Below are 12,687 nucleotides of genomic sequence, written 5' to 3' on the forward strand. Positions count from 1 at the left end.
AGGGCCCAGGAACTCGAGCGGGTACCGCTGGGTTCCTCCCCCTCTGTCGTCAACCCGCATCGGGCGCCTGAGAGATTCGGCCTGCGCGCAGCCTTTCCCCATGGGCGGGTAAGCGCGACGCTTACCGCTTTCCAGAGGCATCGTGGCCGAGCGCGGTCCCGGGTGCCTGAGAGGTTGACGGAGAGGTGTTGCTCCTTCGGCGTCCGTGACTGGCGGTCACGGAACTCTCCCGCGTAAGGGCGATGCTCGATTGATTCTACCGGTGAGCGGGATCACAGCACGAATAGGCCGCCGCAACGGCCGTCGACCCGCGGCGAACTGCAGCGACAAGTCTCAGCCGATCTTGCGGTCGCGGTGCTTACGTCGCGATGCCAGCTCGTCCTCCGGGGCGGTGATGGATTCGCCACCGTCGGCACGTTCGCCCGGGAAGTCGGCGATGGCGCCGGTCAATTCGCGCATCGCGCCCGAGACGGCGATGCCGAACACCCCCTGGCCGCCCTGCAGTAGGTCTACGACCTCTTCAGCGGAGGTGCACTCGTACACCGTCGTGCCATCCGAGAACAGCGTGATGTTGGCCAGGTCGCGTACTCCGCGCTGCCGCAGGTGATCGACGGCGACGCGGATGTTGTGCAGCGAAATTCCGGTGTCCAGCAATCTCTTGACGATCTTGAGGACCAGGATGTCCTTGAACGAGTACAGCCGCTGGCTGCCCGATCCGGCCGCGCTGCGGATGGAAGGCACCACGAGTGAGGTCCGTGCCCAGTAGTCCAGCTGCCGGTAGGTGATGCCGGCGATCTGACAGGCGCTGGGCCCGCGGTAGCCGACCAGTTCATCCGGCACCGAGTTGTCGGGGAACAGGCCGCCCTGCACGGGTTCGCTGGGCGAACTGGCGGCCGGTTCTGTGGGGCCGCTGGTGGCGGACAGATCCAGCTGCTCCTGTCGTGGCGTGTCTCCCACTCTCGAATCCTCTCGCCGATCGAACTCGCGTCTGTGACCTGCATGGGCGCACGTTTGCCAAGCTCGAATGTGTCGAGCATACGCTTCCCGCGGAGCCATTACTGCTCGTCGCGATCAAAGTATGGCTGCCCCGAACGTAGTTGAAAGAAACGCGCGCCGCGTGTCGAGAACGACGAGACGATTCCGTGACAAATCCGCTGGCTGAGCCGCGCACGAGGACCCCAGCGTCTCGGGTTTCTGTCTAAGTCGCCTTGAAATCGTCGGGCGACACGCTGTCGAGAAACTCTTTGAACTTCTCGACCTCGTCCTCGCGGACTGCACCGGCCGCCTCGTCATCGTTCTCGTCGGGAATCAGCAAGCCCGCCTCGGCGAGCACCGCCTCCTCGACATAGATCGGCACACCCACGCGCAGCGCGATGGCCACTGAGTCCGAGGGTCGCGCCGAAACCTTGATGTCGCGGTCGAAGATCAGGTCCGCGTAGAAGGTGCCTTCCTGAAGGTCGACGATGCGGACCTCCTTCAGCGAATGCCCAAGCGCGGCAATGAGATCTCGGATCAGGTCGTGCGTCAGCGGCCGGGCCGGTTCCACACCCTGCTGTTCCAGCGCGATCGCCGCGGCCTCGGACTGGCCGATCCAGATCGGGAGGTAGCGGTCACCGTTGGACTCCCGGAGCAGCAGGACCGGCTGGTTCTGGGGTTGTTCCACGCGAATGCCGACCACACGAACCTCACCCATCTGTGTCTGCCCTCCGCGCGAGATAAGCCTGCCAAGAAGCCTTGAAATCGAGTCTAATCCTCAGCGGTCGAGAACGTCGCGCACCGCCGACTTGATCAGCGACGTGTGCAACGTGATGGCCAGCGCTGCCACCTCGCGCGCGAGGTCGTCGGCGCGGTCGCGCGCCCCCGTCTTGCCCGCCTTGACCACCGGTCCGGCGATCTGGGCGATCAGATCGGACTGGCGGTCGGCCGCCGAGCGGAACGCCCGCAGATGCCGCGGTTCGACACCGTAGTCCGACAATGCGCGTGCGCACCGTGCGATCACCACCGCGTGTTCGTCGAAGAAGCCGCCCGGGCCGGTGGTGATCACGCCGGCCTTGACCAGTGCGGACAGCAGTTCCTCATCCACCTCCGAGCGGGCCAGCAGATCTTCGCGGGACAGCCGCACCTGGGTGGGTGCGACGCCGGACAAACCAGCCGGGTCGCCCGCCAGGTCCGCCGGCACCGACACCAAACGCGGTACGCCGTAAGCGGATCGGGCCTGCGGCAGCTCCCCGTTCGGTTGGGCGTCGAGTTCGGCCTTGATGACCTTCAGCGGCAGGTACTGATCGCGCTGCGCGGTCAGGATGAACCGCAGGCGTGCGCAATCGTAGGCGGTGAACCGCCGGTATCCCGACGCCGTGCGCTCCGGCGTGACCAGCCCTTCGGCCTCCAAGAACCTGATCTTGGAGATGGTCACGTCCGGGAAGTCCGGTCGCAGCAGATCGAGGACCGCTCCGATCGACATCCCGGTGAGCGCGGGGGTGTCGGGCTGGCTCATTTACTCCTCGCGCGAGCGCTCATCGGTCATTAGCTGGCCCCGCCGCTGTCATCGCCCTTGGGCCCGGTCAGAAAGACCAGGCGGAACTTGCCGATCTGCACCTCGTCGCCATTGGCCAGCACCGCGGAGTCGACCGGTTCACGGTTGACGTAGGTGCCGTTCAGGCTGCCGACGTCGACCACCTGAAACTCTCCGGTCTCCAGCCGGAATTCGGCATGGCGACGGCTGACGGTGACATCGTCGAGGAAGATGTCGCTGTCGGGATGCCGGCCCGCCGACGTGGTGGGCTGGTCGAGTAGGAAGCGCGACCCCGCGTTGGGGCCGCGCTTGACGACGAGCAGGGCCGACCCCACGGGTAGCCCCTCGACACCGGAGACCGCACCCTCGGCACCGGCCGCGGGCGGGGCGTCCAATTCGTTGAGGAAGTCCGCCCGGAAAACCGACGTCGTCTCGACAGTGACCTCGTCAGACGACTGGTCAGCCCCAGAGTTCGTGTCGTTGTCCGTCACCCGCTGCTCCTCACTGGCTGCTGTGGCGATATCCGGCCGGGCGCCCAGCCGTCATGCGTCTGGTGTCGACCGTACCGCGCAGTGGACCCCGTTGTGTCCACCACCGCCGGATCCGCCCTTGTCGACATCCGGTCTGCAGAACCCTAACAACTAGTCATTCGGCCACGTGGGTGCGGTAGGCGTCCGCATCGAACAAGCCGTGCAGTGCCTCATCCAGCGACGCAGGTTCAGCCTGCAGTTCCAGCAACCATCCCTCGCCGTAGGGATCGGAGTTCACCAGCTGCGGATTGCTCTCCAGATCACCATTGACCGCAACGACTTTCGCGCTGACGGGCGCGTAAAGGTCCGACACGGACTTGGTCGACTCGACCTCGCCGAAGGATTCGGCCGCGGTCACCTCGGCGCCGACGTCGGGTAGCTGCACGAACACCACGTCGCCGAGCGCCGATTGCGCGTAGTCGGTGATGCCGACCCGTACGGTGTCATCGGCAATGCGCTGCACCCACTCGTGTTCCTCGGTGTAGTACAGCTCGGCTGGGATCTCGCTCACGACGCTCCTCGGTGTCCAGGGTGTCCTGCTGAGTTGCGGACGACGCTCATTTGACTGGCTGAGCGTATTGGCGGGGTTTCGGTTGCCGCAAGGCGGTCACGTCAACCCGATCGGTTTGTTGTATCTCCATCGTGCCGCCGACGCGTTCGATGCTGTCCATGGCGCCGCCGGGGATGTTCATTGCTGCGGCCAGGGTTGGCGGATCACCAACGGCCAGAACCGAATAGGGCGGGTTCAGCGTCGTGCTGTCGACCATCAGCGCTCCGGGGTTGCCGACCACCCAGGTGTCCACCCCGACCCGAATGGCCGCCTGCCCGCCGCGGATCTCCATGGCCTCGGCGCCGGCCGCGCGCAGCTCGTTGATCACGTCGAGCATGGTTTCGGCAGGCACGCCCGGCGCGGTGTCCTGGATGGTCAGCGTCACGCCAGGACCGGTTGCGGCCACGGTGCCGATCAGGATCGACAGCGCGGCGAGCCTGGCCTGCGCGTTCTCGATCGCCGCCTGGTCGCTGCTTCCGGATGCCTGCAGCTGTGCCATGGTGCGTTGCAGGTCGGAGACTTCGGTATTGAGCGCCGCCTCTCGTTGCTGCAGCGAATCGAGCAACACCAGCAGATCGGCGGGCCGGGCCGTCTCCAGCGAATCGCCGGATTCGGTCTGGCGCACCTGCGTGACGATCGCGATGCCGAGCACGACGCAGAGCAACACCGCCAGCGCCCCGAAGGCGATCTGCGACCGACCCCGCCGCACCACGCCGTGGTAGACCCCGCCGGATTGCAGTTCACCGAGCTTCGGGATCGGCTCGTCGGGTGGCAGCTCGTGGCGGCCGTGCTGGGGCGGTTGCTCACTCATGCCTATGCCTCATGCCTCAAGCCTCATGCGCCGAACAATCTGCGCCGCAGGGCGGCTGCGTTGCCGAAGATCCGGATACCGAGCACCACGATGATCGCCGTGGACAGCTGGGTGCCGACGCCGAGTTGGTCGCCGACGTAGACGATCAGCGCGGCAACCAACACGTTGAACACGAAGCTGACCACGAACACCTTCGAGTCGAAGATGCGCTCGAGATAGGCCCGCAGTCCGCCGAAGACCGCGTCGAGGGCGGCCACCACCGCAATCGGCAGATAGGGCTGAATGACCTCGGGAACGCTGGGGTGGAACACCAGGCCGAGGACGATGCCGATGAGGAGCGCGGCGATTCCGATCATGTATGTCCGTTCATCGGCGTCGTTAGGGCCCGATCTGCTTGGCGAAGTTGATGTCTCGGATGGAACCGGCGGGCAGCGTCAGGCTGTCGCCGGCGCTCACGTTCACCACGACGCCGTAGCTCGTCTCGAGCAGCCGGAGGCGCTGCAGACCGGAACTGCGGTCGAAGACATCCTGCATCGCGTGCGGCGGCCCGACCGCCTGAATGACGTATGGGCTGCTGATCGGTTGATTGTCGACCAGGATGCCACCGCCTGCCTGGCGGATGGTCACGTTCGGGCCGATTCGCACTCCTCCGACCGAGATAGCCTCGGCGTTGCTGACCCACAGCGAATTCACCACCAGCTGCAGATCGCGGTCCAGGATCACCTGTCTGCTGCCCTCGACCCGCTGCTTCGACACGTCGCTGAGGTCCTTGGACACCCCGGGATCGGTGATGGTGATCGACAGCCCGGGGCCGATCACGGGAGTGGCCGCCGCGGCGAAGTCGGCCTGATCGAGTGCGCGCAGCAGCTGCTGACCGCGCTCGTCACCCTCCAGTCGCGTGCGCCGCTCGGCGTCCACCTCCGCCGCCAGCGCATCCCGCTTCGAGGCGAGCCCGTTGGTGCCGGCCTCGGCGGACCGGACACTGCTTGCCAGCACCTGCTGCGTCTCCTTCACGCCGGGAGCCACCGAGCGCGCCTGCGCGACGGCCGCCGCGATGACCGCGGCGATCAGCAGTGCGCCTGCAATCTGCCACGCCCAGGCCCGCCCCGACGTGCGGCCTTGTGTCCGGGCGGCTTTCGCCTGGGCCGCCGCCGCGTAGCCCGGGTCGAGGTGTTCGGACAGCAACGAACGCAGGAGCGAAGGCACCGGGATCAACGTCGGCTTGTTCACCTCGTGTGCGTTGCGTCCGGCCTCCGGGTCGTAGCCACCCAGAAACGTCATCTCTCTGCTCTGCGCTTGGGCATCCGCCGCACCACCAGCGTCACCTGGATCAGGTACAGCACGCCGGACCACAGGTACATCGCCAGCCCCCAGATCAGGAACGCCCACCCGCAGCACAGGATGACGCGGCTCCACAACGCGTCCCACTGGCCGAGCAGGATCAGTGGGAAACCCGACATCAGAGCGAACGTCGCCGCCTTGCCGATATAGGTGACCGGCAGCGCCGTGAGCCCGCGGGTGCGCAGGATCGGCAATGTGGCGGCCAGCACGGCGTCACGGCCGATCAGGGTGAGCACGATCCACCACGGCACGGAGCCGTGGAAGGCCAGCGCCAGCGGCACGGTGACCATGTAGATGCGGTCGACGGCTGGATCCAGCAACTCCCCCAGCCGCGACGACTGGTTGGGCACCAACCGGGCGATCTTGCCGTCCGCCCAATCGGAGAACCCGCTGAACATCAGCACCGCCACGGCCCACACGTTCGCGTGGATCCCGAACAGCAGGTACAGGAAAACCGGAACCAGCAGCAGGCGCAGCACGGACAACGCATTGGGCACCGTCAGCACCCGATCACGCACTTCCCCGGGCGTGCGGTCCATGCGTGTAAACCTAGCGGAAAACCCCAGGCAGACTCAGGGCCGACATGGTGTCGTCCGCCAGCGGGTTGTCGTGCACCATGTACGTCCACGTCGATGTCGGCCGGGCGAGTTTGGACAGGTCGACGCCGGGCTCCTCCTCGATCGAGGGAGCGGTCTCGAACGTCTGCTGCGCGGCCTCGATGGCGTCGGCGGCCAGCGACGCGAACGCATCGACGGCCATCCGGTGGAACTCGTCCAGCGGATTCTGCCTGCCGAGTGCGCGCAGATGGATGCTCTCGCGGATGTCGGCGAGATAGGCCAGGTGATCGGCCCAGCCGCGGTCGAGGTGATACAGCATGATCAGCCGGCAGATCTTCTCCAGCTTCTCCTCACCGAGTTCGTCGAGCACTTCCTCGTAGCGCTTCGGCGACAGCTCCTCGAGCTCTTCGCGCGCGGTAGGTGTGCGCAGCAGGGTGTCTCGGCGTTCGACGAGGATGGCGCGCTGCTGGGCGGTCAGCTGGTTGTAACGCCACGTATTGGCGTGCACGTCGAGCAGGCGTCCCTCGGCGACCCGCTGGGCGTGGTCGAGCAGGCTGGCCGCCTTGGGGCTCGCGATGCGGCCGCCCTCCTCGGTCTGCAGTGGCAACTTGTTGGGTTCGAGGTGCGACACCACCACGTCGTCTTCCCAGCTGGAGAAGAACACCGACGAACCCGGGTCACCCTGGCGCCCCGCGCGGCCACGCAGCTGGTTGTCGAGCCGCTGGGTGTTGTGCCTTCCGGTGCCGATGACGTGCAGTCCGCCGAGCTCGGCCACCTCATCGTGGTCGGCCTCATCGGACCCGCCGAGCCGGATGTCGGTCCCGCGGCCGGCCATCTGGGTGGACACCGTCACCTTCCCGAGTGTGCCGGCTTCGGCGATGACCGCCGCCTCTTCGGCGTCGTTCTTGGCGTTGAGGACCACGGCCGGGATGCCGGCCTTGACCAGCCGCTCGTGCAGTTCCTCGGACTCCGCGACGTCGCGCGTGCCGACGAGGACGGGCTGCCGGGTCTGGTGCACCGCGGCGATGTGCTCGACCACCGCGTCGTTTTTGGCGGCGACGGTGATGTACACCCGGTCGGGCTCGTCTTCGCGAATATTGGGAGTATTCGGTGGAATCGGCGAGACGCCGAGTTTGTAGAACTGCCGCAGCTGCTCGCCTGCGGCCAGCGCGGTGCCGGTCATCCCGCATACCGTCGGATACCTGTTGATCAACGCCTGCACGGTGATGGTGTCGAGTACCTCGCCGGTCTCGGTGGTTTCGATGCCCTCCTTGGCCTCGACCGCGGCCTGCAGGCCGTCGGGCCAGCGCTGCAGTTGAGCGATGCGGCCGCGCGAGGAGTTGATCAGGTGCACGGCGTCGTCCCGCACGATGTAGTGCACGTCCCGGTGCAGCAGCACGTGTGCGTGCAGCGCCACGTTGATCTCGGTCAGGGTGGTGCCGACGTGCTCCTCGGAGTAGAGGTCGATTCCGCCGAGCCTGGCCTCGATCTTCTGCGCCCCGGCTTCGGTGAGGTGCACGTTGCGGCTGTCCTCGTCGGTGTCGAAGTCCTCGCCCGCGGTCAGCTCGCCGACCATCCGGATGATCTCGACCCGCGGAGTCTCCCGGTGTGAGGTGCCGGCCAGCACCAGCGGGACCAGCGCCTCATCCACGAGCACCGAATCGGCCTCGTCGATCAGCGCCACGTCCGGGTTCGGTGACACCAGGTCGGCCACATCGGTGACCAGCTGGTCGCGGAGTACGTCGAACCCGATCTCGTTGACCGAGGCGTAGGTGACGTCGCACTTGTACGCGTCGCGACGCTCCTCGGCGGTGGAATCCGCGGTGATCCAGCCGACCGTGAGCCCCAGCGCCTCCAGCAACGGGCCCATCCATTCCGCGTCGCGCCGGGCCAGGTAGTCGTTGATGGTGATGACGTGCACGTTGCGGCCGCCGAGCGCATAGCCCGCGGCGGCGATCGCGCCCGACAGCGTCTTGCCCTCACCGGTGGCCATCTCGACGACATCGCCGGCCAGCATGCGCAGTGCACCTTGCAACTGGACGTCGAACGGCCGCAATGCGGTGGCCCGTTCGGAGGCCTCCCGGGCGATCGCCAGGAACTGCGGGACATCGGCGGAGTCGGCGAGATCCTCGAGATTCAGCAGTTCGGCAGCCTTGCGCAGCCGCTCGTCGTCGAGCCCTTTCGCCTTCTCGTCGAACTCCGACGCGGCGTCCACTTGTGTTGTGGAGCGATTCTGATCCTTGTCGGTGCTGGCGCCGAGCAATTTCCAGAACCGGTTACCGACGCGACCTGAGGCGCGGGTTTTCGTCTTGGCCACACAATTACGGTACGCGGTGGTTTCTTGTGCGCGAACGTGCGTGTCAGAGGAACGACACGCCGTTCGTGGGGGAAGTTCACGCGCGCTCACGCCGTTGCGGGGCCGCATCATAAGGGTAGCTAATCTAACGTCTCGCCCGGTGCCCGACGATTCGCCTTTCGCCGCTGACATGCCGAACGACACACGCCGCCCGCCGGCGCAGGTGCCGCGCAGGCCCCGACGCGCACTGGTCCTCATGCACCGCTGGATCGCGCTGACGCTGGGTCTGCTGCTAGTGGTGGTCAGCCCAGCGGCGCACTGATCGTCTGCGAGCCCGAGATGCCCCGCGCGTCGAACGCCGAGTTGTTCCACACCACCCTGGACACCACCGTGGACGGCGCACCCGTGGGGTTCGGTGCGGCCATGGACGCCGTCGCCGCTGTCGACCTGGGGGTTCAGCGCTGGCGACGTATCACTCAAGGACGGTGTCTATCTGGTCACGTCGGCCGACGGCGATGGTTCGACCTAATTTTGTCGATGCGGGATCCGGCGCGGTCAACGGGCAGAACAACCTCTACGGCGGTGTCGTCGGATTTCTGGAGAATCTGCACGACTGCGCACTGACCTGTGAGGAATTCGCGGGCTACGTACCGTGGCTGGCGGCGCCTTCACCGCTGGCCGGAGCCCGCTATTCAGCGAAATCACCTGGGGTGCAGCACTTCTCGCCGTAGCGGCCCTGGCGCTGGTGTTCCTGGCGGTCGGCGCGCCTTTCATCTGGGGGCCGGGTCTGCGAAAGTGGCGCAACGCCTTTCGGCTGCGCTGGCGTCGTGGGCGCTACGCCCGGGATCTCGACCTGCACAATGTCATCGGCATCGTCGCCGTGGTGCCTCTGCTGATCTGGGGCTTGACCGGGCTGAACTTCGAGATACCCGGTTTCGGCGACAGGTGGCGAGGCGCCTCCGGAGGACAACTACACGATGGAGCCGTCGGAGCATCGGGACCGCCGGTGGGCCTCGACGAGGCGTTCACCGTGGCGGAACGGCGATTTCCCGGTGCGAGTGCGACGTGGGTGGGGCTGCCCGAGAGTGAGGACGGCTTCTATTCGATCGACCTCATCGACGGCGGTCCCGACCTGTGGGCGCACAACGCGGTCTGCCGCGGCAACCGCTCGGTCGGTGTCGATGCGCTCCCTCGCCAATGTGCGCGTGTTCCTCGGTCCGTCACAAACGGTGTCGAATGCGATCGCCGATGAATGGGCGCAACCCGCACTGCACTACGGGCACGCGGTCGGCCCTACTGGCGGGTCCTGTGGTTCATCCTGGGTCTCGCGCCGCTGATGCTCCTTGTCACCGGACTGAGCACGTGGCTCTACCGGAGGCTGGTCGGCCGTCGGCGACGGGGCGCTCAGTCGGACGACGGTGCAGCGAACTCGATTCGCACCGAATCGCAGACCGCGTCGAATCCGATGCGCTGATACACGCCGTTCGAGGTCGGGTTCGCCAGGTCGGCGAAGAGCACGACGTCCTGGACACCGGTGCGGTGCGCTGATTCGACCGCCGCCGCGGTCACCGCCGAACCGTAACCGCGCCCACGGCGATCGCGCGGCGTGAACACCGGGCCGATCCGCGAGACGTCTGCTGCGGGGGCGCGCAGCATCGCCATGCTGACGGGGACGCCGTCCACGACCCACAGGATGAACCCGTCGCCGACCGCGCCGGCGGTGTCGACGAATGCCTCGCCGGCCGGTTCGTCGCGTTTATGGCCGAGCGTCTCGACGAAAAAGCACTCCACCCAGTCGACCAGCACGCTGCGGTCGACGCCGGTGGCCTCGCGGGCCGCGCCGCCCGATACGCGCAGCGGTGGGCGCAACGTCCCGAGACGATAGAGCCGTTCATTGGTCGCCATGGTGCCGGTCCCGCCGGTGACCGAGCGCCACGCCTCGGCGAAGCCGAGGGCAGAGTCGAGGCGACCACGCACTCCGCACAGATCCGGACGAATGCCCGCCAGGTGTGTCGCCACCAGGTGATGGGCGTCAACGGGTATTCCATTGCACAACAACGGGTATGGCGGAGTTTGAATCGCCGCACCGACGGGCTCGGCGCCATCCCACACGGTGAGCAGAAGCGAGTCATCCGGCCAGGTGTCCCGGAGCAGCAGGGTCAGCTCGATGGTGTTGACGACGGCGTCGCGGCGATACAGCGGCCAGGCGACCGCGCGAAATTCGTCGAGCGAGTGATGTAGTCGTGCTTCCACCACCCCAGAATGGAGACGAGCATTCAACGCGTCCACCGAATTTCGAGCGGAGCCGCCGACGAGCGTGCGCTTTTGTGGCGAAATCCCGGCGTGTCGGCCCCAGACACGCTCGCTCGCGGCAGGGAGGGAGGGAGCGAGGGAGGGTGACGGGGACCCCGGTGTCAGGCCAGGTTGGAGCGGCGGGGATAGACCACCGCGGGATCGGTCAGTGCATTGACCACCGCGGGCAGGCCGGAGCAGAAGGCGCGATCGAGGGCGGGCCGGAGCTCCGATGGCGTCGACACCAGCTCGCCGTGCCCGCCGAGCGCAGCGACCACCTGGTCGTAACGGGTGCCCGGTCGCAGGTCGGCGACCACCGAGTAGCCGTACAGGAGCTCCATGGGGTGCTTTTCGAGCGCCCAGATCCCGTTGTTGCCGATCACCGACACCACCTGAACGCCGTGACGCACCAACGTGTCCCACTCCATTCCGGAGAACCCGAACGCGCCGTCGCCCTGCAACAGCACGACCTGCCGGTCCGGCCGGGCCAGCTTGGCGGCCAGTGCGTAGCCGGGCCCCGAACCCAGGCAGCCGAACGGCCCGCTGTCCAGCCATGCGCCGGGCACGTAGCTGTCGATGACCCGCCCGGCATACGAGCCGAAGTCGCCGGCGTCGATGACGACGATCGCGTCGCGGTCCAGCAGACCGGCCAGCTCGGCGTACAGCCGCATCGGGTGCAGCGGAGTCCGGTCATCGGCGAGTTCGGCCGCCTCGGCGGCCCGGCCCACGTTCTCCACCGCCCGCAGCTCACCGATCCAGTCCTCGTGCTCGGACGTCGCGGCTCCGGCGAGCGCCGACAGGGTGGCCGTCAGGTCGCCGTACAGGCCCGCGGCGACCTCGCGCGGATGCGGTCTGTCAGGCGCCACGCGATCGGCGGTGATCAGTTTGGTCTGTGCGCCGAACACGCCGCCGAAGCCGAGCCGGAAATCCATCGGCACTCCGACCACGAGCGCGACATCGGCCTGCTCCAGCGCTTTTGACCGGGCCCGCGAGAACGCCAGCTCGTGATCGGCCGGCACGGTGCCACGTGCCATCCCGTTCATCAGGACCGGGATACGCAGCGCCTCGGCCAGTCCGAGCAGAGCGGATTCGCCACGACCCCACCACACGTTGGTGCCGGCCATGATCACCGGTCGCCTGGCCCCGGCAAGCAGCGCGGTGGCGGCGTCGAGCGCGTTGCCGTCGGCCTGCGCCGGTTCCTGCCGGTCCGTCAGGGCACCGGGTCCGCCGGTGTCGGGCGCCTTGCTGAACACATGATCCATCGGGAAGTCGACGAAGGCCACGCCCGTCGGCCCTCCCGTCGCCCCGGCCGCCGCCCTGAGCGCCTCGTCGACAAGACCGCTCACCGCGCCGGCCGACTGTGCCGTCGCGGCGAACAGCGCGAGCGGCGCGACGAACGGCAGGTGATCGATCTCCTGCAGCGATCCCTGACCCCAGCGCAGCGCGGGCGCCCGGCCGCCCAGCACCACCAGCGGTGACTGATTCTGCTGCGCAGCGGCCATCGCACTCATGCCGTTGGTGACCCCGGGTCCGGCCGTCAAGGCGGCGACCCCGGGCACCCGGGTCACCTTCGACCATCCCTCGGCGGCGAACGCCGCCGTCTGCTCGTGCCGGGTGTCGATCAGCCGGATGTTCTCGGCCCGGCACCCGTCGTAGATCGAGAAGAGATGGCCGCCGGACAAGGTGAAGATCGTGTCGACACCGGCGGCCTTCAGCCTGCGGGCAACGAGATGTCCGGCGGTGACTGTGCTACCAATCGGAGCATCGGTGCTCATCGCCGCAGCATAACCAGGAGGTA

14 protein-coding genes and 2 riboswitches are annotated in these 12,687 nt (G+C 67.3%); of the genes, 1 reads left to right on the forward strand and 13 read right to left on the reverse strand.

Translation table 11 applies throughout. The features are described 5' to 3' along the window. Positions 1 to 33: 33 nt before the first annotated feature. Positions 34 to 143, reverse strand: a riboswitch (glycine riboswitch). Then, positions 144 to 242, reverse strand: a riboswitch (glycine riboswitch). It abuts the riboswitch before it with no gap. A gap of 91 nt (positions 243 to 333) precedes the next feature. The 11 genes from ACVWWN_RS23385 to ACVWWN_RS23435 all read right to left on the reverse strand — a co-directional run bounded on the left by ACVWWN_RS23385 (position 334) and on the right by ACVWWN_RS23435 (position 9,022). After that, positions 334 to 957, reverse strand: coding sequence for a MerR family transcriptional regulator (locus tag ACVWWN_RS23385; RefSeq protein WP_457145976.1), 624 nt, complete (start codon positions 955 to 957; stop codon positions 334 to 336). A gap of 241 nt (positions 958 to 1,198) precedes the next feature. Further along, positions 1,199 to 1,693 (reverse strand): bifunctional nuclease family protein, encoded by a 495-nt coding sequence (locus ACVWWN_RS23390; protein WP_067072841.1) that lies wholly within the window; start codon positions 1,691 to 1,693, stop codon positions 1,199 to 1,201. A 60-nt stretch (positions 1,694 to 1,753) separates the two neighbouring features. Continuing rightward, the gene (gene ftsR, locus ACVWWN_RS23395; RefSeq protein ID WP_457145977.1) at positions 1,754 to 2,494 is read right to left on the reverse strand and encodes a transcriptional regulator FtsR; all 741 of its coding nucleotides are present in this window, start codon (positions 2,492 to 2,494) and stop codon (positions 1,754 to 1,756) included. 29 nt (positions 2,495 to 2,523) lie between these two features. After that, positions 2,524 to 3,003 (reverse strand): glycogen accumulation regulator GarA, encoded by a 480-nt coding sequence (gene garA, locus ACVWWN_RS23400; RefSeq protein ID WP_457145978.1) that lies wholly within the window; start codon positions 3,001 to 3,003, stop codon positions 2,524 to 2,526. Positions 3,004 to 3,157: 154 nt separating this feature from the next. Next, a complete protein-coding gene (gene gcvH / locus ACVWWN_RS23405) occupies positions 3,158 to 3,553 on the reverse strand; it encodes a glycine cleavage system protein GcvH (RefSeq protein ID WP_457145979.1) in 396 nt (131 codons plus the stop codon). Positions 3,554 to 3,599: 46 nt separating this feature from the next. After that, positions 3,600 to 4,403 (reverse strand): DUF881 domain-containing protein, encoded by an 804-nt coding sequence (locus ACVWWN_RS23410; RefSeq protein WP_457145980.1) that lies wholly within the window; start codon positions 4,401 to 4,403, stop codon positions 3,600 to 3,602. Positions 4,404 to 4,426: 23 nt separating this feature from the next. Further along, the gene (locus ACVWWN_RS23415) at positions 4,427 to 4,759 is read right to left on the reverse strand and encodes a small basic family protein (RefSeq protein WP_457145981.1); all 333 of its coding nucleotides are present in this window, start codon (positions 4,757 to 4,759) and stop codon (positions 4,427 to 4,429) included. Positions 4,760 to 4,781: 22 nt separating this feature from the next. Beyond that, positions 4,782 to 5,684 (reverse strand): DUF881 domain-containing protein, encoded by a 903-nt coding sequence (locus tag ACVWWN_RS23420; protein ID WP_457145982.1) that lies wholly within the window; start codon positions 5,682 to 5,684, stop codon positions 4,782 to 4,784. Next, on the reverse strand, positions 5,681 to 6,283 hold the full coding sequence (locus ACVWWN_RS23425; RefSeq protein ID WP_457145983.1) for a CDP-alcohol phosphatidyltransferase family protein: 603 nt from the start codon (positions 6,281 to 6,283) through the stop codon (positions 5,681 to 5,683). Before ACVWWN_RS23425 ends, ACVWWN_RS23420 begins: the two co-directional genes overlap by 4 nt. A gap of 10 nt (positions 6,284 to 6,293) precedes the next feature. Continuing rightward, positions 6,294 to 8,618, reverse strand: coding sequence for an accessory Sec system translocase SecA2 (gene secA2, locus ACVWWN_RS23430; RefSeq protein WP_457145984.1), 2,325 nt, complete (start codon positions 8,616 to 8,618; stop codon positions 6,294 to 6,296). Between the two features lie 281 nt (positions 8,619 to 8,899). After that, on the reverse strand, positions 8,900 to 9,022 hold the full coding sequence (locus ACVWWN_RS23435; protein ID WP_457145985.1) for a hypothetical protein: 123 nt from the start codon (positions 9,020 to 9,022) through the stop codon (positions 8,900 to 8,902). A gap of 227 nt (positions 9,023 to 9,249) precedes the next feature. Here ACVWWN_RS23435 and ACVWWN_RS23440 point away from each other — a divergent pair, with 227 nt between their 5' ends. After that, positions 9,250 to 9,849: a PepSY domain-containing protein gene (locus tag ACVWWN_RS23440; RefSeq protein ID WP_457145986.1), complete on the forward strand. Its 600-nt coding sequence runs from the start codon at positions 9,250 to 9,252 to the stop codon at positions 9,847 to 9,849. 152 nt (positions 9,850 to 10,001) lie between these two features. Here the strand turns inward: ACVWWN_RS23440 and ACVWWN_RS23445 are convergent, their stop codons facing one another. Together ACVWWN_RS23445 and ACVWWN_RS23450 are read right to left on the reverse strand one after the other, a co-directional pair. Further along, the gene (locus ACVWWN_RS23445; protein WP_457145987.1) at positions 10,002 to 10,850 is read right to left on the reverse strand and encodes a GNAT family N-acetyltransferase; all 849 of its coding nucleotides are present in this window, start codon (positions 10,848 to 10,850) and stop codon (positions 10,002 to 10,004) included. 161 nt (positions 10,851 to 11,011) lie between these two features. Further along, positions 11,012 to 12,664 carry an acetolactate synthase gene (locus tag ACVWWN_RS23450; RefSeq protein ID WP_457145988.1) on the reverse strand — a complete coding sequence of 551 codons (1,653 nt, stop codon included), beginning with the start codon at positions 12,662 to 12,664 and terminating at the stop codon, positions 11,012 to 11,014. Between the last annotated feature and the right edge of the window lie 23 nt (positions 12,665 to 12,687).

This window comes from Mycobacterium sp. URHB0021, from assembly GCF_054057895.1.

Coding starts and splice junctions, on each gene's coding strand:
- ACVWWN_RS23390 (WP_067072841.1), bottom strand. CDS start 1,693: ATGGGTGAGGTTCGTGTGGTCGGCATTCGCGTGGAACAACCCCAGAAC.
- ftsR (WP_457145977.1), bottom strand. CDS start 2,494: ATGAGCCAGCCCGACACCCCCGCGCTCACCGGGATGTCGATCGGAGCG.
- ACVWWN_RS23410 (WP_457145980.1), bottom strand. CDS start 4,403: ATGAGTGAGCAACCGCCCCAGCACGGCCGCCACGAGCTGCCACCCGAC.
- ACVWWN_RS23415 (WP_457145981.1), bottom strand. CDS start 4,759: ATGATCGGAATCGCCGCGCTCCTCATCGGCATCGTCCTCGGCCTGGTG.
- ACVWWN_RS23420 (WP_457145982.1), bottom strand. CDS start 5,684: ATGACGTTTCTGGGTGGCTACGACCCGGAGGCCGGACGCAACGCACAC.
- ACVWWN_RS23425 (WP_457145983.1), bottom strand. CDS start 6,283: ATGGACCGCACGCCCGGGGAAGTGCGTGATCGGGTGCTGACGGTGCCC.
- ACVWWN_RS23435 (WP_457145985.1), bottom strand. CDS start 9,022: ATGGCCGCACCGAACCCCACGGGTGCGCCGTCCACGGTGGTGTCCAGG.
- ACVWWN_RS23450 (WP_457145988.1), bottom strand. CDS start 12,664: ATGAGCACCGATGCTCCGATTGGTAGCACAGTCACCGCCGGACATCTC.